The sequence below is a fragment of the Paenibacillus sp. LS-5 genome, assembly GCF_056121505.1.
Genome location: NZ_JBWAVA010000019.1, coordinates 59501 through 81473, shown reverse-complemented (window position 1 = coordinate 81473; position 21973 = coordinate 59501). Strand labels below are relative to the sequence as shown.

The window sequence follows — 21973 nt, the reverse complement described above, 5'->3', positions numbered from 1 at the left end:
TTTACGCCTCCCAGCGGCCCAGAATTCCGCAAGGCAGGTTCATTCCGGAGGCCGTAATCGGCAGGCCAATTTCACCGGAGGTCAGCTTACCGCCGTAACGTTTGCCCATTGTCATCGAGAGCATGTTCCGCAGAACGGTTGGTGAAATACCAGTAGTGTAGGAGTTGATCAGCATGAATAGCGGTCTGTCGCTCATAATCTCCATGCAGCTCTCCAGGAACGGATACAGGCTTGCTTCCAGTTTCCACATTTCACCGCCGGGGCCTCTGCCATAGGATGGCGGGTCCATGATAATCGCATCGTATTTGCTGCCGCGGCGCTGTTCACGCTGAACGAATTTGAAGACATCATCGGTGATGTAACGAACCGGCCGCTCAGCCAAACCCGACAGCTGCACATTTTCCTTTGCCCATTGGACCATACCTTTGGCAGCATCCACGTGAACGACTGAAGCTCCTGCGCTGGCAGCAGCAACGGTAGCCCCACCCGTATAGGCAAAAAGATTGAGCACGGAAATCGGACGGCCCGCTTCAGCGATCTTGTCCATCATCCAGCGCCAGTTGGCCGCCTGTTCGGGGAACAGACCGGTATGCTTGAAGTTGGTCGGACGCAGGTGGAATTTCAGCTTGCCGTAGCTGATTTTCCAATCGTCTGGAATGGTCTTCTTCATTTCCCACTGTCCGCCTCCGGCTGAACTGCGGTGGTAATGACCATGCACATCGCGCCATTTCGCGGTCTCATTGGCAAGCGGCCAGATGATTTGCGGGTCCGGACGACGCAGGATGATATCACCCCAACGCTCCAGCTTCTCTCCGCCTCCAGTGTCTAGTACTTCGTAGTCCTTCCAATCACTTGCTATATACATTATTAATCCATCCTTCAAAAAGTCATTTAGCCTTTATTGTACAACATTTAGCCTTGCAGCTACAAACAAAATGCTTGTAAAGCTGCGATTCTTCTCATTTTACCCCAATCCTCCATTAAGTATATTATTTCCATAGAATGGAGTGAAGTATGAAGACTAATGAGTGCAGCTAAAAGGATCCGCAGAGGAAAAGAGAGGTCTGTAATTCTGGCGCTTCTGGCAATGATTGTGTATGATCGGATTGTGTTCTATAGAACTACTAGAAGGGAGGCAGGACCGGATGTTTGATCTTTCGCAGCTGTATTATCCGATTACGGCAAGGCCCGCCGGAGCCAGTGAGGTTCTGCCCTGCAAGGCACTGCGGCCGTATATCCGCTGCTTCTGGGGACCTGGAGCCCTTCCGCAGGCGAGTGGGCTAGAACCGAAGGTGATCCTGACAGACGGGCCAACCTCTGGCTCTCTGGAGCGGGAAGTGATTATACCGGACACCTGTATGGATATTATTTGGGAGTGGGATGAGCATACGGGGGAGTCTGAAGGGTTTTTTTGCGGAATTAATGATGCTCCGTTTGAAGTGGGACAAGCCGAGGAGTCAACCGGCAGGCTGTACTTCGCTATCCGTTTTCATTTCTGGGCCGTGCACTTATTCACGGATGATCACCTCAGAGATGTTCTTAATGTTCATGTTCCGGTGGAGCAATATTTTGCTTCTTTTCGCAAAGAGCTGGGTTATAGGCTGGCCGCCTCTCTTTCATATACAGAACGTATCGCAATGGTGGAAGAATATCTGCTTGAGCGCCTGGAACGCACCGGGCATAGCCGGGATAGCTTGCTGAACGCCGTCTACAGTATTCTTAGGCAGAGAGGGGCCGTTAATGTCAGAGAGCTTGAGAGCTCAGCAGGGGTAAGCAGCCGGCAACTGGAAAGGCTTTTCCGGGAATACATCGGGCTTTCTCCGAAAAAAACAGCAGATTTGGTCCGGTTTCAAAATGTATGGCTTGATATATACCGTTCTCCTCCCCCAGAAAGGGCGATGCAGGATGTAGTATACGATTACCATTACAGCCACCAGTCGCATATGATCAACAGCTTCAAGAAATTTGCCGGCAGAACGCCGCTTGAGGCTTTGGCTTATGCCCGGAGGTAGATGTCGTTTTTTTGCAATACATTAATTACAGGAGCAGGTACACTGATGTCAGCGGGCCAATGCGCAGCTAGTAAATAATCTTGAAGGAGTGCGGGCAGATGATTTCTTCTTTTGAAGGTATTAACTTGTATACCAAGGATACGGCCGCTTTGGCAAAATTTTATGCTGAACTGCTGGGGGTTCCGGTTCCATTTGAGGGATTTGGTAATTATGACGGCGCGAAGATCGGTTTTGACCGTGGACAGCCGGGGCTGATTATCTGGGATGAGAACAAATGGGGCAAGCACACTACCGGAGTCGTTAATCTGGTATTTTCCTGCAGCAGTCTGGACGAGACCTATGAGCAGCTTAAAGCGCGGGGATTGGATTGTCAGGCGCCGGCTACCATGGAGTATGGTGGAAAAGAAATGAACTTCCGTGATCCGGACGGCAATGGAATTACGTTACTGGAAGGCGCATATTAAGCTTGTTGTACCCATGGTGAATGTACTTGTTGAAAGCGTTGAAGGCGGACTCTAACGGTGAAGGAACCGGAGGGTCCGTTTTTTGTGTGTTTATATTGACAATGAGAATCATTATCAAATAGAATAGGATTAGCAATACTTGATTTAAATTTAAACTTGTTTGATTGGTATAAAAAGTGTGCTTACTTTGGGAGGAAACCATACATGGCGAAAGTATTAGTAGCATATGCCAGCTTGACTGGCAACACGGAGGAAATGGCTGAGCTGATTGTGGAAGGTATACGCCAGGCCGGTGGTGAGGCGGTTCTGAAATCGGTCACAGACTGCAATGCAGATGAGATAAAAGCCTATGAAGGCGTTCTGCTAGGGGCATATACCTGGGGAGATGGCGAGCTGCCGGATGAATTCTTGGATTTCTATGAGGAGATGGATGAGCTGGATTTGACAGCCTTCAAGGCTGCCGCCTTCGGCAGCGGAGATACGGGTTATGAAATATACTGCGGTGCCGTGAATCAGATTGAGGAGAAGCTGAGGGAACGCGGAGCGGATATTATACAGGAAAGCCTGAAGATTGAATACGGGCCTAACGCAGCGGAAAAAGAAGCCTGCCGCAGCTTTGGCCGCCAATTTATCGAGACCTGCGCGGCGGTATCCTAAGAATGGGCGGCGCGGCGGGAAGCAGGACCGTTGGGGCACGAGATCTACATGCCGTACAATACAGACGGCTGGATGATTTTCGCATGGAGCATATTATGCTGGGAGGATCAGAACATACCGGGAACGGGTCGCAGGCCACCGGGCTGCCGCGCTGGAGACAACAAGTGCAGTATGCGGTTGGGCATACGCTGAATGACTTCTATAGTCTGCAGCCTGAGGTGCGCAGCGAAACGCCGATCCAGTTCCTGCTGGAGCGGCGCTGGCCACCCAGAGGGGATGCTTTTTCATCGCTGATGCATTATTGGGAGGTCAAGAACGCAGTCTCCGATGAACTGATGCGGATCGTCAGTGTGAATCATCTGCAGGAGGTGCCGGTGCTGCTGTATGAGCAGTGGCATATCCCGGTGCCGGAGCTGGAGATTGAGCTGGCGATGATTTTTCAGCTGGCCTGGAATGCTGTGGTTCCCGGACGCTGCCTCAGGATTCAGAAATTCATGGTGAATGGAAATGATGAGGTCATTACAGGATTTCTGCATATGGCCAATGTATTTTGCCATCAGGCTTATGGAATGCCAGCCGAAAGGGTGGAGGTATATTCTCTTTTGGACGGCCGACGGTATAGGTTTGATGGTGCAGGAATCCCGCTTATGGAATCTATGGATTATGTACGGTTGTTGTCCGTATTCCTGGGTCGGGAGGAGTCGGCTTCGAAGCTGCTGAAATACGGAGAACGCAGAAGCGAACAGGATGAGCTGGTTCAACGGGGATATGGGCTGATGTGAGTGGAGCCTGCCTACAGTATAGCTTGTGCTTGCAAGCAGACGGTCAAGGCGATAAGGTTAAGAACAGGGGGGTGTTCGAAACCATGCCGGAACCAATCAAGACGTATAACACTGCAGTGGAGGCTACGCTTGAGGTAATTGGCGGCAAGTGGAAGCCGGTCATTCTATTTTTTCTTACCTTTGGCAAGAAGCGTAACGGTGAGTTCATGAGTTTGATGCCAATTATCACCCAGAAGGTCCTGACCCAGCAGCTACGAGAGCTGGAAGAGGATGGCGTGATTCAGCGGACTGTATTCAATGTGGTTCCTCCCAGAGTCGAGTATGAGCTGACCGATTACGGCTGGAGCCTCAAGGAAATTCTGCACCTGATGTGCAGATGGGGCGATGCCCATATTGAGCGGGTCTACGGTGATCAAGCCGCCGTGCTGGCCCAGCCGCAAACGAAAGATTAAAGAAGCCTGACCCGGCAGGATAGGGTCAGGCTTTTTACGCTGTTCAGGAAGGATGAATCCCTGCGTTTACGGGATGATTTTACGACTGCGCAAGTCTGCAAAAATACGCATAAACATCGCCTCTGTATCGACAAATTCATGAAATCCGAACCGCCGGGCCTTGCTTCCGTCGGCAAAAAAATCATAATCCCAGGAGAATACAAAATCGCCGAATCCCCATGAAGAAACATCCTGATAGCGGTTCGGTTCCAGCCCATATTTCTCTACCATGCGATTCCACAGCTGTTCCTTGTCATCCATCACTGCCGAGAGTGACATCGGCAGCGGCGGTGCTGTCTCAAGTCCGAAAAATGCGGCAAGCTTCGGCCAGAGCTCCTCCCAGCGAAACAGATCGCCATTGGTAATGTTGAAGGCCTGATTGGCACAGCGGGTGTCTGTCGCTGCCCACACGGTTGCCTCTGCCAGCAGACCTGCATCCGTCATTTCCAGCAGACTGTGATAGGCACCCGGCTTACCCGGGAAACGGAGCGGAAGTCCCAGCTCCTTAGAGATTGAGGCATAGACGGCGATGACCATAGCCAGATTCATCGGATTGCCAAGTGCGAAGCCGCAGACCACAGATGGCCGGAGTGCTGACCAGGTCCAGGTTTTGCCCATCTGCCGCTTCTCAAGAAAGTCCTGTTGATCAATATTGAATTCTGGCGGCATATGATTGGCGTCTGTCTCCCGGGCAGGGGTCTTGAAGGGGCCCAGATGGGCTCCATAGACCTTATAGCCCTGCATGAGGCTTATGTGCTGCAGATTGTATGCAACAGGCTCTATCGCTTCGACAACGTTCACCAGCATGGCCAGATTAGGAGGGACCAGCTCCGCCCAGGTTGGACGATCCTGATAGGCGGCGTAGAAAAGATGGGTCACCTCCGGCAAAGCCGCAAGCTTTTGACGGGAATCTTCAGGGTTAAGTAAATCGGCTGCGATATAGCGGACACGGCTTGTATCTTCTCCGCCCCGGCGTGAAATTCCGATAATGTCCCATTCAGGCAATGTAACCAGATATTCAATCAGATTGCGTCCGATCACTCCATTCGCTCCTATAACCAGTGCGGTTTTGCGTCCTGCAGTATTATCTAGCATCATAGGCGGGTTCTCTCCTTTAACTTGTGTATGACCTCATTATGTCTGCTGGATGAGGGAGCGGATAGTACGCACTTTGAGGTTATATAGGCACCTGAGAGTAACAATGACGCTTTCGATGATTGTGTGGAGCCTTAAAGGTATACAAAAAAGCACCCTATCTTAAGGCCCGAGCCATAAGAAAAGATGCTGTTCAGATTGCAATCCACTAGCCGATATAGCGGTAATACTCCTGTTTGTTCAAAATAACAAAGCCGCAGCTTTCATACAGCTTCAGCGCATTGGGATTGTCGAGTGCCACTTCCAGATTCACGCCATTGTAATTGTGCCGCTCCCGTTCAATCGTCTGCAAAAGCGCGCTCCGGCCAATGCCGAGTCCCCGCAGCTTCTTGTCCACGGTAAACCCGTAGATCCAGGTTTCGTTGTCTTCCGTCCACAGCCGCATCTTGCCGGCAGGTTGGCCATTCATTTCAATCACGATTTGCTCCTGCTGATGGTCATTCATCTGCTGTATATACATCTCCGCGGCATCCTCTTTAGACATGTCAAACCCTTCAGCATCCAGTTCGACAAGAATATCAGTTTCATCCTGACGCGCAGGCCGGAGGATTACGGTTCCAGCGGCAGAACTGGCTTCGACCGAGCCTAATGGTACAGAAGTTCCATCCCATTTCATCTGATATTCCGCATGATTGAATTTCAGAGGAAGGGTCTTCAGAAATCCGGCTGCCGAGGCCGAACTTGCCGGGGCATTGAGCAGCAGTGTTCTTATATTACTGCGTTTGATGATGCTTTGGGCTCTTTCCCATAGGGAGGTAAAAATGCCTCTGCGCCGGAATCCCGGACGCACCATTCCGCAGACTTCCATTTCGCCGGCGAATCCGTACAGTCCTATAAAACCTACCAGTTCCTCTTCCTCATAAGTTACCAGCCATTCGGCACCGCCGGATTCTGGAGGCATACGCAGCATGTCCCAATTCAGCTTCAGGCTGATGCCCTCGTATTGCTCGCAGCGCTGCTGCAATTGCTCTATATCTTTTAATGTATCAGCTGTAGTCAAACGTATATCCTCCTGAAAGTTTAATCCCTTAGTGGTCTCTGTACTGCTCTCAGTTGCTGAGAACATCCCCGTATTCTGCATGTTTCTTGAATTGATGTGCAGCATAAGGACACTGGGGTACAATCTTGACCTGTTCAGCGCGGGCTTTATCCACAACCGCACGCACAAGCTTCTCACCGGCACCTTGGCCGCGCAGATCTTCGGAGACAAAGGTATGGTCAATAATCCAATTCCCCGTTGCCTCTTCCGTTCTGTATGTAATCTCGGCAAGGTCCTGTCCGTCACCAGCAATATAAAAACGTCCTTCTCCCTGTTCAATCTGTCCCATATTCTTCACTCCAATCCGGTTATATAGAACGTGAACTTGAGAATGTTAGGCTCATCATTGCGAAAAGTCTTGTTATACATGGCGTTCCGCAATGATCGTTATCCATTCTCAAGTTCATCTTATATAGTGTCTATATTTTACTACCGTGATCTGGAAAAAGCGAGGTCACGACCATTGGAGAGCGTGTTCACAGAAATATTAACCCACACCCGCTGCCCTTTTGCCGAGGAGGTTGGTAAGTAGCAGGCTCCTGTTTTCCGTGGTGGCGGAAGCGGACATTTTGTGGCCTGTCATTTGGTTTAAATCAGATACAAATGGGATAAAATTGAACTATCTCCTATATCGGCTTGCTCTGTACTCAGTGCTATACTGTTTCCACTGTAGGCAAATATGGTTAATAAGAGACTAATTAGACTTACATATCTAATTGGTCTTGTTTTTGTTTTGGAACAAGAATTACTCCATGCAGCTAAGCTGATCCAACTTGGCGTATGCTTCCGGCGCAGTTTTTTAAGCTTAACCACTGGTGTATCGTCCAAAAAAATCTTAGGAGGAATATCATGAATACCACAGTACGTTTGACTGAAAGATCCGGATCGACCTCTTCACAGCGGAGCAAAGGCTTTGTACCGGTTGTCGTCTACGGTGCAGGTTCAGATAGCCAGTCCTTTACAGCGGATGCGAAGACATTGAACGAAATTCTTGGCAAAAACCCCCGTGCTATTCTGAAGGTGGAACTCCCGGATTCCGGCTCTAAAAATGTAGTGATCCAGGAGGTGCAGCGCCAGCCAATGTCCCGCAAGCTGCTCCATGTGGATCTTCACCAGATTGACATGAAATCCACACTGGACACCAAGGTTGCTTTTCACTTCACTGGAGATCCTGCCGGTGTGAAGAACGGCGGCATTCAGCAGGTTGAGCTCTATGAGCTGGATATCCGCACTTTGCCGGACAAGCTGACAGCGACCTTTGAGGTGGATATTACCGGCCTCGACATTGGGGACCAATTGCTGGTCTCGGATCTGCCGAAGCATGAAGGCTGGGAAGTACTGACGCCTGAGGATACGCTGATTGTCCGTATTGCACCTCCGGTAGCACTGGAAGAGCCTGCAGATACGGAAACAGACACACCGGAAGCTGCTGAAGCTTCCGAAGAGCAAAAGACTGAGGAATAAGCCTGAACTCGGCCAAACCGGCCTACCCATATGTATAGCAAAAAGGAGCAGACCCTATCCTTGCCAAGGAATGGTCTGCTCCTTTTTGCGTGCCTATGGGAATCCTTGAAATAGTTTTGAAGAATGAGCGGAAATCATCCTAAAGGCGGAGGTTTGCTGTATTGCTGTGGAATACAATCGGAAGTATCCAAGTGTACGAATCAGTAAGGAGAATCCAAGAATAAGGAGTGGAATCTGTGAATTCAGCCTTAAAAACGCCCAATCTGGGTATTGTTATTGCCGGTTTGCTGCTAGGCATACTTATGGCCTCTATGGACAGCACAATTGTCGCCACAGCGATGGGCAACATTGTCGGTGAACTGGGTGGCATGGACAAATTCGTCTGGGTCACTTCAGCATACCTGGTTGCCGAAATGGCGGGAATGCCTATTTTCGGCAAGCTGTCGGATATGTACGGCCGTAAAAAGTTTTTTATCTTTGGAATTATTGTGTTTATGGGCGGCTCAGCCTTGTGCGGTACGGCAGAGACGATTACCCAGCTGGCCGCTTACCGGGCCATTCAGGGAATCGGCGGGGGGGCGCTGGTACCGATAGCCTTTGCCATTATGTTCGATGCGGTCCCGCTGGAGACACGCGGTAAGCTCGGCGGCGCTTTTGGAGCGGTGTTCGGTCTTTCCAGCATATTCGGACCGTTGCTTGGGGCTTATATTACAGATCATATTGCCTGGCAGTGGGTCTTCTATATCAACCTGCCGCTGGGAGTGATTGCTTTGCTTATGGTCGTGGGCTTCTACCGGGAATCAGTGGAGCATTCGAAGCAGCCGATTGACTGGCTGGGTGCGGGAACGCTGCTGGGCGCCGTGATCAGCTTGATGTTTGCTCTGGAACTGGGCGGTAAAGAATACGCTTGGAGCTCCGGGTTAATTCTGGGGTTGTTCGGAGTTTTTGCTGTTCTTACAGTCTTATTCCTGTTCGTTGAGACGAAGGCTAAGGAGCCGATTATTTCTTTTGCCCTGTTCCGGCAAAGACTGTATGCCTCCAGTATTCTGTGTGCCTTATTCAGCGGTGCGGCTTTTATCGCCGCTTCCGTGTATATCCCGATCTTCATCCAAGGTGTGCTTGGCGGATCGGCTACGAATTCGGGGCTGGTGTTGCTGCCGATGATGGTCGCCTCAGTCGTAACAGCATCCACCGGCGGTTTCCTGATGGCCAAAACCAGTTACCGCAGCCTGATGGTGCCGACACTGGCCGTGCTTGTACTGGGAACGGGTCTTGTAGCTACGCTTACACCCGATGCCTCGCGCCTTCTCCTGACGCTGTATATGATCCTTATTGGACTCGGTATCGGGGCATCCTTTTCGGTACTCAGCACAGCAGCGATTCATGGCCTGACGCCTCAGCAGCGCGGATCAGCCAGCGCGACCATGAATTTTATCCGTTCGCTCGGCATGACCATTGGAATCACAACCTTTGGAATCCTTCAGAGCCATTATCTCAGCTCCAAGCTGTTAAATGATCTTGCGTGGTGGAGCGGTGGAGATCCTTCGGGCGGCCCACTTAATTTTAAGGACCCGCATGCGCTTCTATCCCCCGAGTTAAGGGCTCAGATTCCGCCGGAAATTCTGGACAAAATAACGAATGGCCTATCTTTCTCGATCACTACCACATTCGCCTGGGCTGTCATACCTGCAGTGCTGGCGCTGGTGGCTGCATGCTTCATGGGACGCCAGAGGATGGATGCTTCGGCGGAAGGGAAGGTGCCTTCCAGCCACTGAGACGGACATGCGGTGCTAAATTCGACCAATCGCACTTGCCCGTACTACTCTTCACGGGAGACCAGAAAACGCAGGACGGTCTTCAGATTCTCCGGTTTTGTTCTGCGGTTATCCGTGATATATATTTCCCGGTGGGTTTTGGAGATCCGCCGAAGTCCATTCAGCCTGCAGTATTCCTCCATCCTCCTGAAGCTCGCTGGCTCATTATCGTAGGGTCCCAAATGTAGCATTTGCACACACAGTCCGTCTTCGCAGCTCGCGAAGACGGCTCTATCCAGCAAGGGTTGCGGCTTCGCATGCTTAACCTTCTCCATCATTTCGGCGGCAAGAACCGGTGTGACAAAATCCGGCTGCCGGATCATTATGTTGTAGACCAGCTCATCCTTATCAAGTTCTGCCTTCAAACGTCCTTGTTCACTTAGATCCCATACACCCTCCAAGGGGAAAATGCTGTATTCATGATAACCTTCCGGTGCCGGACCTTTTTTGGGCAGCATCTTGACGGCATAAGATAGTGAATACAGGACACCAACAGCCTCTGCAAACTCATCACTGTTCGGGTTGCCATTCCCTGTCACCATGAAGTAGGGGTAGGCGGGAACCTTTATCAGTCCCGGTTCAGAAGGGGGCAGGTAGAATGCTTTTTCTTGTTTTTTCCACTCGTATTTCATAGTTATCCCTCCGTAAATCATAGCGGCTGGCCGCTATGATTCATAATTGCCTCCAGAATATCATGCCTAACTGGACAGGTGTCTGTCATATTAGCCAAAAGTGGATAATAATACTCTGCGAAGGTAGAATGGAAAAGAAGTGCAATATTCTAGAGTAAGCTAGGAGGAAATTCATTGATCATAAAGGCAGAACTAGTGCTGGATGCAAAGGCTGAGCTTGGCGAGGGTGCCCACTGGGACCCTGAAGCCGGGCGGCTAAATTGGGTGAATATTGAGGGCAAGCAGCTTCGGATAGTGGATTCCCGCACGCTTAATGAGAAGATCTACAGCTTCAAGCAAATGATTAGTGCGGCTGTTCCATCAGTTAACGGCGGCTGGGTAGTGGCTTTGCAGGATGGGATATACAAATTCCGAGAAGATGAGTCTTTGGAATTACTGGCCGCAGTAGAGACAGAGCTTCCCGGGAACCGGCTGAACGATGCGAAATGCGACAGCAAGGGCAGATTATGGTTCGGCTCGATGAGCATGGAGAACAAGCAAGATGCGGGAAGCTTATATGTGATGGAGCCCGAAGGCGAAGTGCGTAAGGTGCTGCCCGGTATCGGCATCTCCAATGGCATGGCCTGGGACGACAGCCGCGGGCTAATGTATTACATTGATACATTGACCCGGGGAGTCGATGTGATGGATTATGATCTGCAGAACGGGACAGTAAGCGGACGCAGAAATGTGGTACGGTTCACGGAAGGTGTTGGCAGCCCTGATGGAATGACGATTGACCGTGAGGGAATGATCTGGGTGGCCCATTGGAACGGTAGCTGTGTCTCGCGCTGGAATCCCCATACCGGAGAGCAGATTGGCAGGATCGAAGTACCGGCTCCATTCGTAACCTCCTGCGCTTTCGGAGGTGATCATCTGGACGAGCTGTACATCACTACAGCCAGAGGTGGTATGAATCCGGAAGAATTGCAGCGCTGGCCGCTGGCTGGCGGATTATTCAAGGCGGACACGGGTGTGAAGGGATTGCAGGGCAACCGTTTTGCAGGTTAAGGTGCATAGCGGGAAGCCGCCCATCCTGTTCTCCTGCTGATTAAGCATGGAGCAGGGGGTACATAGGATTTAGATCAGCTGAACTGGAAATGATATTGTGATTAGGGGAGGAACGGGTATGCAGCTTTTGAATTATTGGGAATCAGGAACCCTGCATCTCGGCGTGAAGAGAGCAGAAGGCATATTGGATGTAGAAGAGGCACTGCGTACGGTGCCAGCGCGGATAGCGGAAGCTGTACCGGCTACACTAAGAGAATTACTGGACGGAGGAGAGACCGCACTCGGCAGTTTGCGTGAATTCGTGGACAACTTGTCAGTAATGGGCGAAGGTACCCAGTTTATTTATAAAGAGGAAGATTCGCTTGATTTCGCGCCCTGTGTGGCTGATCCCGGCAAAATCATCTGTATCGGGCTGAACTACCGCAAACATGCCGAAGAAACCAGAATGCCGTTGCCTGAATATCCGATTCTTTTCAGCAAATTCACGAACAGTCTGGCCGGACACGGCATGGAGGTTCCTCTCCCGGGCACCACACAGAAGGTCGATTATGAAGCTGAGCTGGGCATTGTGATCGGGCGGACCGTCAAGAATATAACCGAGGAAGAGGCGCTGGATGCAGTGTTTGGCTATTTTGCCGCCAATGATCTGTCCGCACGTGATCTGCAGACGCGCACCAGCCAGTGGCTCGCAGGTAAATCATGCGACCGGTTCGCGCCGGTCGGGCCTTATGTGGTAACAAAAGATGAGGTGGGGGAGCCCGGTTTGCTGCGCATCAGAAGTTCAGTCAACGGGGAGATCCGCCAGGATTCCAACACTTCGGACATGATCTTCAATTGCCAGCAGATCATCAGCTATATCTCCCGGTGCATGACACTTTCTCCAGGGGACATCATTCTTACAGGAACCCCGGAGGGCGTTATGATGGGATATCCGCCGGAGCTTCAGATGTACCTGCAGCCGGGTGACGAGGTTACTGTGGAGATTGAGAAGCTTGGGAGCTTAACTAACCGCATGATTACAGACAAGGCTTAGGCGGAGGAGATGGGGATACAGCGGAATATCCGCTGCATCCTGGCGTCCGCACGAATTCATGGGATGTACGAAGGAAGGAGCCGTTCATTGGCAGAGCTTGCCAATGAACGGCTCCTCTTTTTTTGGACCCCATAGCCTGCTATGGGAAATTCGTCCGTTGACCTGTGAAAATCGTCTGATACTGTCTTACGGCTCTCGCAGAAGGCCTGGCGGTCCTCTCTCCCGGCGGAGATTTGTTATGCCCTACAATGAAAGCGCAAACAAAATCCAGGTAGAGGAGATTTGATATGGGGGTACCTTCTGGCGAACTGCTTCGCGGTGTGGATCCGGTCCGGCGATCCCGCAGGAAGCTGCAGAACAAACACAAACTGTTTCTGATGGCGCTTCCTTTTCTTGTAGTGACCTTTGTTTTTTATTACCTGCCGGTTAGCGGGTGGATCTACGCCTTTTATGATTTCATCCCTGGGATTCCGCTGGCGGATACACCTTATGTAGGACTGAAGTGGTTCAGGACCATTGTTGCTAATCCCACGCAGACAGAAGAGGTGCTGCGCGTACTGAAGAACACAGTAGCTATGAGTTCACTCGGTCTGGTCACCTCTGTCTTTCCTGTTATTTTCGCCATATTGCTGACGGAGATACGGGCAGGCTGGTACCGCAAGTTCGTGCAGACGCTGACGACGATACCGAATTTTATCAGCTGGATTCTGGTCTATGCCCTGGCCTTCTCCCTGTTCTCTGTCGACAACGGCGTGGTGAACCACATTCTGATCCAGTTGGGCTTTGTGAATGAGGAATTCAATTTCCTGGCCTCCAGTTCGCATATTTGGGTGACGATGATTGCCTGGTATTGGTGGAAGTCCTTGGGGTGGGGGGCTATTCTCTATCTGGCGGCTATTGCCGGCATTGACCAGGAACTGTATGAAGCGGCAGAAGTAGACGGGGCCAGCCGGTTCCGCAAAATCTGGCACATTACCGTTCCCGGTCTCATTCCGACCTTCTTCGTACTGCTGCTGCTCTCCATCGGGAATTTTGTCAACAACGGCATGGAGCAGTATTTTGCCTTCCAGAATGCCATGAACAAGGATGCGATAGAGGTGCTCGATTTATACGTGTACAATATCGCGTTTGCCAACAATTTTCCGTTCGCCACGGCGGTCAGCATGCTGAAGTCGGTCGTCAGTGTCATTCTGCTGTTTGCGGCCAATACGTTGTCCAAAGTTGTGCGCGATGAATCGATTATTTAAGGACGGTGATTCCAGTTGCGTAAAAAGCTAAAGCCCGGCGATGTCCTGTTCCAGGGAATCATCTATGTGCTCTTTGGTTTGTTCACCCTGAGCTGTATTTATCCCTTCTATTACCTGTTCATCAACACGATCAGCTCCAATGATCTCAGCGCGGCAGGCTACATCAAGTTCTACCCGCAGCAGATCCATTTCGACAACTATTCCAAGGTGCTGCGGATTAGCGGGCTTAGCCATGCAGCGCTGGTCTCGGTCTACCGGACAGTTGTCGGTACATTGCTAACTGTAGGCGCTTCGGCCTTTCTCGGTTATCTGTTCACGAAGAAGGAGATGTGGGGCCGTCAGGTCTGGTACCGTAGCGTCGTAGTCACCATGTATTTCAGCGCAGGGCTGATTCCCTGGTACATTACGATGCACAACCTGCATTTGACCAACAATTATCTGGCCTATATTTTGCCGACGATTATTACTCCGTTCAACATCATTCTTGTCAAAACCTTCGTTGAGGCGATTCCGCCCTCACTGGAGGAGTCGGCAGCTATGGACGGCGCAGGATACCTGAGGTCATTCTGGAGTATTATTGTCCCGCTGACCACTCCGATTCTGGCTACCATTACGATTTTCTCGGCGGTCAACCAGTGGAACTCCTTCATTGATACGGCATTCCTGATGACGGACACCAAATATTTCACGCTGCAGTTCCTGCTCTGGAGGTACCTGAATGAGTCCAGCTCGCTGGCTGCACTCATCCGAAGCTCCCCGGATATGGCGGCCAGTGTGCAGAACATGCAGACACCAACCTCTGTGCGGATGACGGTGACGATGATCGTTGTGCTGCCCATTCTGATTGTATATCCGTTTTTCCAGCGTTTTTTTGTCAAAGGCATCATGATCGGCGCTGTTAAGGGCTGACTGTTCAGTAACAGCATGTACAGCTGGAGTTCGGCTCTGCCAAGCCGGTGGAGCTTTAACTTATGAGCACCATTTCACATCTTACCAATTCATTAGGGGGTATGACACAATGAGATTTAAGAAGCTGCCGCTTATTTTGCTGAGCATGATTATGGTGCTGGTCCTGGCATCCTGCGGTGGAGGGAACGGGAATTCGGACAAGACGAACACAGCGAAGGCCAGTGATAAGCCTACGGCTGAAGCAACCAACGCAGCAGCTGAGACGACAGCGCCCAGTGACGGGACACTCGACCATTCCAAGCCGCTCAAGCTGACGGTGTTCTCGACCACAGCTAACTATGCAGGTCCGCAGACCGGATGGTTCGCCAAAATTATCAAAGACAAATTCAATATTGAGCTGGATATCGTAGCTTCCAATCTGACCGGAGGCGACACTAAAATCTCGGCAATGATGGCTTCCGGTGATCTGGGCGATATTATCATCTTCGGGGATGACAAGAACCATTATCCGAATGCCATTAAGGGCAACCTGCTGCTGGATTGGACCAAGGACGGTCTGCTCGACAAGTACGCCCCGGATATTGCGAAGCAGTTTCCCAAAGCCATTGAGAAAGCAAAGGTTGCTTTTGGCGGGGGCAACGCAGTCTATGGGATGGGGAACAATGTGGCAACGAACCCGTCAGGACCTTCTGAAGGCAAGGATATGACCTGGGGACCGGATCTGCGCTGGGATCTGTATCAGCAAATCGGGGCTCCGGCGATCAACAAGATCGAGGATTACCTGCCGGTGCTGAAGAAGATGCAGGAGCTGGAGCCCAAGAATGAGCTGGGTAAAAAAACCTATGCCTTCTCGCTCTGGTCCGACTGGGACGGCAACTATAAAATGACACTGGCGAAACAATTCGCCAATATGATGGGCTATGATGAAATTCCTGACACTGCCCTTTACGTCAAAGCGGATGAAGAGAAATATTATGATTTCCTCTCAGACGAGAGCTGGTACATGAAATCGCTCAAGCTGTATTTTGAGGCCAATCAAATGGGGCTGCTTGATCCCGACTCTCTGACACAGAAATTTGATGATGTGGTTGCCAAGTATAAGGATGGCCGTCTTCTCTTTTCCTGGTTCCCTTGGCTCGGCGCTGCCAACTATAATACACCGGAAAGAACGGCAGAAGGCAAGGGCTTCGCTCTCGTACCATTCAAGGATGAGCTGATGTATTCTACAGGCTTCAATGTCTACGGCGGCAATGGGATCATCTCCATCGGTGCGAAGGCCAAGGATCCGGCGCGGATTATGGAATTTATCAACTGGATGTACACACCGGAAGGCGCAATGATCTCGGCAGGCAGCGGAACGGCGGTACCGAACGGTCCGAAGGGACTGACCTGGGATATTGACAGCAGCGGCAAACCGGTCGTTACCGACTTTGGCTGGAAAGCTTACGCTGATCAGCAGAACACCAAGGTTCCGGATGAATACGGCGGCGGGGACTACTACTACGGCTCGAATCAGATGAACTTCTCGTTCGTGGTTCCGGCAATGGTGAATCCGCAGACCAGTGAGCCTTTTGACCACAATTTGTGGAAAACCTCCCTGGAACGCAACCCGTCGAAGCTGGACAGTGACTGGAGAGCAAAAATGGGCGTGCTGACGGCCAAGGAATATTTTGAGAAGAATAATCTGCTTGCCGTTGCCCCTCAGGGCTTCACCGGGAAAGAACCGCTGACCATGGACAAAACACTGGAACAGAAAAACAAGCAGATCGGTACGGTGATTCAGCAAATTTCCTGGAAAATGGTCTTTGCCAAAAACCAGGCCGAATTCGACAAACTGAACAAAGAAATGCATGACAAGGTGAACGGACTGGGATATGCCGATGTGATGGACTTCTCAGTCAAGAAAGCACAGGAGCTGTTTGAGGCCCGTAAAAGCGTGAAGTAACACATCCTGAACTATAAGAGCAAGGCAGGGCAGAGATATGGCTGCTCTGCCTTATTCTGTTCGTATGAACGTAAATCTGGTATTCTGGATTTATGAGATAAAACGCTTTCATCGGAGGAGAAAAAAGGACGTGCGGATGCTCAGAAGAAACGCGGGAAAGCATGCTCCGGCAAGCCATTCACTGCGGACGACCTTGGTGATATACCTGCTGGTCGGGACACTGCTGCCACTACTCATAGTCGGAATAGTATCCTATACTTCAATCTACTCTATTCTGTCCGGCAAAATCGGCAGCGGGATCAGCGCAAGTCTGCGGCAGGAAGCGCTCAGCCTGGAGAATGCCATCGATAATCTGGATTTTGCCTCCAAGCAGTTTGCCCTGGACGGTCAAATCGTAGCAGAGATGTCGTCCTTTCTGGAGGAGAAGCAGATCTACCGGAAATCCCAGATCATGAATTCCATCAATGAGAAGATCAATCTCGTGAACTTCACCAACCCCTACATCGGACTGACCGCCTATATTATGCCGGGCAGTGAAGACCCGGTGCTGTTCACCAATATGAGCACCCGCCGGGATTTCGATATCAGCCGGCTTCCTTCTTTTATGCGTTATAACGGTGCTGATTATTACGGGCCTCACGGGACGATGTATGCGGTTGGTGACAATGTTGTTTTTTCGGAACGCAGAATCGTCCGGGTGAACGGCCAGCATGATTTATATGTTTATCTGGAGACGAACTACAGCCTGCTGCGCAAAATTTTCAACCCGCAGGCTTACGGGATGCAGGTGAATCATCTGCTGGTCAACCAGGACGGCACGAATGCGCATGTGATTGACGGAGAAGTACCTGCACGGGTTGTGGAAGCAGCCGGTACAAACTCGGGGCCTGAGCATGAGGAGCTTGACGGCTATCATCTGTTTCGGTATGAGAGTCCGCAAGGCTGGAAGCTTGTGGCTGTGGTGAAGAAGTCAGTGTTTAACAGCGAAATTTATAACTGGTTCTATAAAATGATACTACTCGCGCTGTCCACGCTGCTGTTTGCCGGAATGCTGGCCTGGCTGATTTGGAAAAGGATCTATGGTCCCTTGCGCAAGGTGAACCTTGAAATAATCCGGATGGCGGAGAATGTAACGGCCCCGGTATCCTTCACCAATGTGGAGGAGTTCGACTTCGTGCTGACGAACTTTCAGCAGATGAAGGATCAGGTGAACGAACTGATTCAGGCGGTAGCCCGTAATGAGAAGCAGAAAAGCCAATCTGAAATCGAGAAGCTGCTGAGCCAGATCAACCCTCATTTTCTCCATAACACGCTGAATACGGTGCAGTGGCTTGCACGGCTGAATGGCCAGAAGGAGATCGACAAGCTGGTCACGCTGCTGGTGAAGGTGCTCCATTACAACCTCGGCAAACAGAGTATCATCGTAACGGTTCGTGAGGAGATTGAAGCTATCCGTAATTATATGGAGCTGCAGCGGATCCGCTATGATTATGAGTTTGAATTCAATGTGCAGGCCGAAGAAGCAGTGCTAAATGCGGCGGTTCCGCGCTTTCTGCTCCAACCGCTCGTTGAGAACTCGATCTATCACGGACTCAGCGACAAGGGCAGGGTAGATGTCATGATTACAGCCCACGGCCCCGGTGAAGTGCAGCTATGCGTCAGAGATAATGGAATAGGCATGAATGAGGCTCAGATCGGTGAGCTGCTGGCGGACGGAGAAGTAGGAAAACGCGGGCTTGGTATTGGGTTCTCTTACGTCATGCGTATGCTGAGGACGTATTACGGAGAGCAGATGACTCTTCAGATTCAAAGTAAAGTAGGGGAAGGAACCATCATATCCATTCTCATTCCCATTAAGGGCAAGGAGGACTTCGATGATTAAAGCTGTTGTAGTCGATGACGAGCGCCTGGTGCGCAAAGGCTTCATCTCGCTGATTGACTGGTCGTCCTTCGGGGTGGTGATTATCGGCGAAGCCGGTGATGGCAATACCGCGCTGACGCTGCTCCAGGAACAGGAGACTGACCTGTTATTTGTCGATCTGACCATGCCAGGCATGTCCGGCTTTGAACTTATCCGGCAGGTAAGACTGCGCTTCCCGGCTATACGCTGTGTAGTGCTGACCTGTCATCATGAATTTGACTATGTGCAGGAAGCATTGCGTCTCGGAGCCGTAGATTACATAGTCAAGACCCTGCTTGAGGTGGAGAATGCCGATGAGACCATCCGCCGGCTGGTTGAGCGTGTAAAATGGGAAGACAGCACACGGGAGCTGCTGGCGCGTGGAGAAACCAGAGTAGTGGCTGCTGACCTGGCGCTGATCTATCTCCCGCGGCTGCAGGGAATGAATGAAGAAGAGCTGTTTCGGCTTTCGGTAACGAAGAATAATCCGCTCATCTCATTTCAGGATATGTGGATGACCCCACTGCTGAGCCGCTTTACGGAGCATGAAGTCTGTCTGGAGTTCACAAATATACTTAGCGGACGCTGGAGGATGGTGCTGGTTAGCGGATTGAAAGACCAGCAGCTTCAGGAAGTGGAACATCTGCTGGGCAAGACGCTGCGGCAAGCACTTTTTTATTACAGCGGGATGGAGGATCCTGCCAGGCTGAACTTTGGTGAGCTGAAACGAATGGCTGTTGAGCCATTTCCCTCAGGAGAAGAATTATTGCAGGAAGGGCTGAATCTTAGATGGACGCTTGACGGTACAGCTTGGGAAGGGTTCATCTCCAGCGTGCAGCAGCTGCAGCCGGGGTATGAACATATTACGGCATTCAGCCATTCGCTGCTCCAGGACTGGGGCGGGCTGATCCTGAAGGCTGAAGAATCAGAACAGCTGGAAGCCTCGATTACCGGGAACTTGAACTGGTATCAATGGAAGAACTGGCTCCGGCAGTTCGCCGGATCTGTCCAGCGGCGGATGCTTGAGCTCGGGCTGAGCAAAGAGGTCATGTTCTGTCTGATTCGTGCTGTCCGCTACATGAGGACCCATGCGGGAGACAAAATCAATCAAGGGGATGTCGCTGCCGAGATCAATATGAGTAGAGGCTATTTCAGCCAATGCTTTGCCCGGTTTGCCGGAGAGACTTTTGGGGATAGTCTGCGGAGCATGCGTCTGGAATTAGCCAAGACGCTCCTGCTGGAGACCCATTATCCAGTATGTGAAATTGCAGGGAAATCGGGATTTGAGGATGACCGCTACTTCAGCAGGCTGTTCCGTGAACATGTAGGCAAGCTGCCGAGCGAATATCGTGCGGAGGGGATGGAGCGGTGAGGAGAACGGTGTATTTTGTTCTTGCTGCCGTGGCTCTGCTCTCCTTGGCGGCTTGCCGGGGAGACAGGATGCCGGCAGTAAGCTCAGATAGCACTGCAGATCCGGCAAATTCTGCAGATGCGGCCGCTTACGGGAGATATGAGAATCCGGTGATGATGCGAATTGGCTTCAAAGTGCCGGATTCCAGGCTCAATACGGGAGATAGTAATGACAATAACCCGATCTCCCGTTATTTGGAGAGTCTGACGAATATCAAGGTTATTCACTCCTGGGAAGCGAAAGGTGAGGAGACATTTACGCAAAAAGTCCAGCTGGCAATCGATAGCAACGATCTCCCGGATGCCATGGTGGTCGACAGGGACCAGCTCAAAATGCTGATTGACAGCGATATGATTGCCGATCTGACCGATATTTACACGGAGTATGCGTCGGAGCTGATCAAGGATATGTATGATTCTACCCAAGGTGAAGCGCTTGGAGATGCCTCCCGGAACGGCAGGTTGTACGGTCTGCCCAATGTGGCGATTAATGCGGATTCGCCGTCTCTGCTGTGGGTCCGTCAAGACTGGCTGGACAAGGTAGAACTGCCGTCTCCGCGTACTTTTGAGGATATTGAAGCCATTGCCAAGGCATTTATGGAGAAAGACCCGGATGGTAACGGCAAGCGGGACACTGTAGGCCTTAGCGCCTATAGCAATATCGTGTACGGAACGAAACCTCATGTTAATGGCTTGGATACTGTATTCAGCGCATTTCATGCTTTCCCTACCAATTGGATCCAAGACAGCCAGGGTCATATTGTCTATGGCTCGATTACCCCGGAGACCAAGAAGGCACTTGGCAAGCTGGCCGACTGGTATAAGCGGGGTCTCATTGACCCTGACTTTGCCCTGTATAAGGAAACGCAGGAGCCGATTATTTCCGGCAAGGCGGGGATGTTCTTCGGCCCGTGGTGGATGCCGTACTATCCGCTGTCGGAGGCAGTCGCCGCGGATACCAAGGCGGAATGGCGGGCCTATGCAGCCCCGCTTGATGCATCCGGTAAGTTTGTAACGCATATGGCTCCTGTCACTGACCGCTATCTTGTCGTCCGCAAAGGCTATGAGCATCCCGAAGCGGTAATGAAGCTGCTGAATGTCTTTACCCGGCTGGAGCGGAGAAGAGATCCGAACGAGGCTGCGGTTCACAGCCTGGATGATTTCTCGGCGCAGACCGGTATTCAGCTGCGTGCGTATTACCCGTTCGATCTGCTGATTGATTATTCGGATGCCACCGAGAAGCATTATGCGGAGTTGCAGCAGGCAGTTCACGGCAAGATCGATCCGGATTCATTGGACCCTGAGACCAGACTGCTCTATGAACACTGGCTTGCAGAGGAAGAGCAGCCCAAAAAAAATCTGGAGGGCTGGAAGGCGACAAATGCCTACAAATACGGAGTTGCTGTATTGACTACGACAGCAATTGAGAGAGTGCGGAGTGTCTATTACGGCAGTACACTGCATATGCGCACCAAGTGGCCTGAACTGCAGAAGCTGGAGAGTGAAACCTTCCTGAATATTATCGTAGGTGATTCGCCTCTCAGTGATTTTGACCTCTTTGTAGCCAAGTGGAAGCGTATGGGCGGAGAGGTAATTACCCAAGAAGTTACGCAGATTGTGGGCGCCAAGTAACATGAATTGTTACGAGCGACCCAAACCGTTATTTTTTTACGAGGTGCAAGAGCAAAAGACCAACATTAAGGAAACGGGGCATACTTTTAGAAAGTTTGCCCCGCACTATTGCTAGCCTACTCTGCTTTCAGAGAATGTTCCTCTAATATTAGCAAGAAAATATTTACCGACTGAAGGGGCAGAGTTCATTTCAAACCAAATATACTCTGTTACATTATAGTACTGCCAGACATGTCCATTTGACTTGAATTCCACTTCTAAAACAGCTTGAGATTCATCATACCCAATGCTAGTTATCATTGATGATTCAACATATTTTCTATCCATAAAAAAGCCT

At 51.0% G+C, this 21973-nt stretch carries 21 protein-coding genes; 15 read left to right on the top strand and 6 right to left on the bottom strand.

What is annotated here, in order from left to right; all coding sequences use genetic code 11:
• Position 1 precedes the first annotated feature (1 nt).
• Positions 2-865 (bottom strand): class I SAM-dependent methyltransferase, encoded by an 864-nt coding sequence (locus AC0MA3_RS22440; RefSeq protein WP_379150699.1) that lies wholly within the window; start codon positions 863-865, stop codon positions 2-4.
• 280 nt (positions 866-1145) lie between these two features.
• On the opposite strand from AC0MA3_RS22440, the gene AC0MA3_RS22435 reads away from it, so the two are divergent.
• From AC0MA3_RS22435 to AC0MA3_RS22415, 5 genes are all read left to right on the top strand, one after another.
• The gene (locus AC0MA3_RS22435; protein ID WP_474657856.1) at positions 1146-2012 is read left to right on the top strand and encodes a helix-turn-helix domain-containing protein; all 867 of its coding nucleotides are present in this window, start codon (positions 1146-1148) and stop codon (positions 2010-2012) included.
• 98 nt (positions 2013-2110) lie between these two features.
• Positions 2111-2476: a VOC family protein gene (locus AC0MA3_RS22430; protein ID WP_474657855.1), complete on the top strand. Its 366-nt coding sequence runs from the start codon at positions 2111-2113 to the stop codon at positions 2474-2476.
• 204 nt (positions 2477-2680) lie between these two features.
• The gene (locus tag AC0MA3_RS22425) at positions 2681-3133 is read left to right on the top strand and encodes a flavodoxin (RefSeq protein ID WP_379150708.1); all 453 of its coding nucleotides are present in this window, start codon (positions 2681-2683) and stop codon (positions 3131-3133) included.
• Between the two features lie 83 nt (positions 3134-3216).
• Positions 3217-3915, top strand: coding sequence for a hypothetical protein (locus AC0MA3_RS22420; protein WP_474657854.1), 699 nt, complete (start codon positions 3217-3219; stop codon positions 3913-3915).
• An 83-nt stretch (positions 3916-3998) separates the two neighbouring features.
• Complete coding sequence (locus AC0MA3_RS22415; protein ID WP_379150713.1) at positions 3999-4367, top strand: winged helix-turn-helix transcriptional regulator; 369 nt, start codon at positions 3999-4001, stop codon at positions 4365-4367.
• Positions 4368-4433: 66 nt separating this feature from the next.
• Here the strand turns inward: AC0MA3_RS22415 and AC0MA3_RS22410 are convergent, their stop codons facing one another.
• From AC0MA3_RS22410 to AC0MA3_RS22400, 3 genes are all read right to left on the bottom strand, one after another.
• Positions 4434-5504 carry an SDR family oxidoreductase gene (locus tag AC0MA3_RS22410; protein WP_474657853.1) on the bottom strand — a complete coding sequence of 357 codons (1071 nt, stop codon included), beginning with the start codon at positions 5502-5504 and terminating at the stop codon, positions 4434-4436.
• A gap of 205 nt (positions 5505-5709) precedes the next feature.
• Positions 5710-6561, bottom strand: coding sequence for a GNAT family N-acetyltransferase (locus tag AC0MA3_RS22405; protein WP_379150719.1), 852 nt, complete (start codon positions 6559-6561; stop codon positions 5710-5712).
• A gap of 49 nt (positions 6562-6610) precedes the next feature.
• Positions 6611-6889: a GNAT family N-acetyltransferase gene (locus AC0MA3_RS22400; RefSeq protein ID WP_379150723.1), complete on the bottom strand. Its 279-nt coding sequence runs from the start codon at positions 6887-6889 to the stop codon at positions 6611-6613.
• A 560-nt stretch (positions 6890-7449) separates the two neighbouring features.
• Here AC0MA3_RS22400 and AC0MA3_RS22395 point away from each other — a divergent pair.
• Both AC0MA3_RS22395 and AC0MA3_RS22390 read left to right on the top strand, forming a co-directional pair.
• Positions 7450-8064, top strand: a complete 615-nt coding sequence (locus AC0MA3_RS22395; protein ID WP_474657852.1) for a 50S ribosomal protein L25 — start codon at positions 7450-7452, stop codon at positions 8062-8064.
• 302 nt (positions 8065-8366) lie between these two features.
• Positions 8367-9839, top strand: coding sequence for an MDR family MFS transporter (locus AC0MA3_RS22390; RefSeq protein WP_474657871.1), 1473 nt, complete (start codon positions 8367-8369; stop codon positions 9837-9839).
• Positions 9840-9883: 44 nt separating this feature from the next.
• Here the strand turns inward: AC0MA3_RS22390 and AC0MA3_RS22385 are convergent, their stop codons facing one another.
• Complete coding sequence (locus AC0MA3_RS22385; protein ID WP_474657851.1) at positions 9884-10510, bottom strand: GyrI-like domain-containing protein; 627 nt, start codon at positions 10508-10510, stop codon at positions 9884-9886.
• A gap of 174 nt (positions 10511-10684) precedes the next feature.
• Here AC0MA3_RS22385 and AC0MA3_RS22380 point away from each other — a divergent pair, with 174 nt between their 5' ends.
• From AC0MA3_RS22380 to AC0MA3_RS22345, 8 genes are all read left to right on the top strand, one after another.
• The gene (locus AC0MA3_RS22380; protein WP_474657850.1) at positions 10685-11560 is read left to right on the top strand and encodes an SMP-30/gluconolactonase/LRE family protein; all 876 of its coding nucleotides are present in this window, start codon (positions 10685-10687) and stop codon (positions 11558-11560) included.
• 118 nt (positions 11561-11678) lie between these two features.
• Positions 11679-12593 (top strand): fumarylacetoacetate hydrolase family protein, encoded by a 915-nt coding sequence (locus AC0MA3_RS22375; RefSeq protein ID WP_474657849.1) that lies wholly within the window; start codon positions 11679-11681, stop codon positions 12591-12593.
• A gap of 287 nt (positions 12594-12880) precedes the next feature.
• Complete coding sequence (locus tag AC0MA3_RS22370) at positions 12881-13840, top strand: ABC transporter permease (RefSeq protein WP_379150739.1); 960 nt, start codon at positions 12881-12883, stop codon at positions 13838-13840.
• 15 nt (positions 13841-13855) lie between these two features.
• Positions 13856-14749, top strand: coding sequence for a carbohydrate ABC transporter permease (locus AC0MA3_RS22365; protein ID WP_074087733.1), 894 nt, complete (start codon positions 13856-13858; stop codon positions 14747-14749).
• Between the two features lie 109 nt (positions 14750-14858).
• Complete coding sequence (locus AC0MA3_RS22360; RefSeq protein WP_379150745.1) at positions 14859-16694, top strand: type 2 periplasmic-binding domain-containing protein; 1836 nt, start codon at positions 14859-14861, stop codon at positions 16692-16694.
• 136 nt (positions 16695-16830) lie between these two features.
• Complete coding sequence (locus AC0MA3_RS22355) at positions 16831-18576, top strand: sensor histidine kinase (RefSeq protein WP_474657870.1); 1746 nt, start codon at positions 16831-16833, stop codon at positions 18574-18576.
• On the top strand, positions 18569-19966 hold the full coding sequence (locus AC0MA3_RS22350) for a response regulator transcription factor (RefSeq protein ID WP_474657848.1): 1398 nt from the start codon (positions 18569-18571) through the stop codon (positions 19964-19966). Before AC0MA3_RS22355 ends, AC0MA3_RS22350 begins: the two co-directional genes overlap by 8 nt.
• Complete coding sequence (locus AC0MA3_RS22345) at positions 19963-21636, top strand: extracellular solute-binding protein (protein ID WP_474657847.1); 1674 nt, start codon at positions 19963-19965, stop codon at positions 21634-21636. The genes AC0MA3_RS22350 and AC0MA3_RS22345 overlap by 4 nt, the downstream gene beginning before the upstream one ends.
• A 111-nt stretch (positions 21637-21747) precedes the next feature.
• Here the strand turns inward: AC0MA3_RS22345 and AC0MA3_RS22340 are convergent, their stop codons facing one another.
• Positions 21748-21963 carry a KTSC domain-containing protein gene (locus AC0MA3_RS22340; protein WP_474657846.1) on the bottom strand — a complete coding sequence of 72 codons (216 nt, stop codon included), beginning with the start codon at positions 21961-21963 and terminating at the stop codon, positions 21748-21750.
• Positions 21964-21973 lie beyond the last annotated feature (10 nt).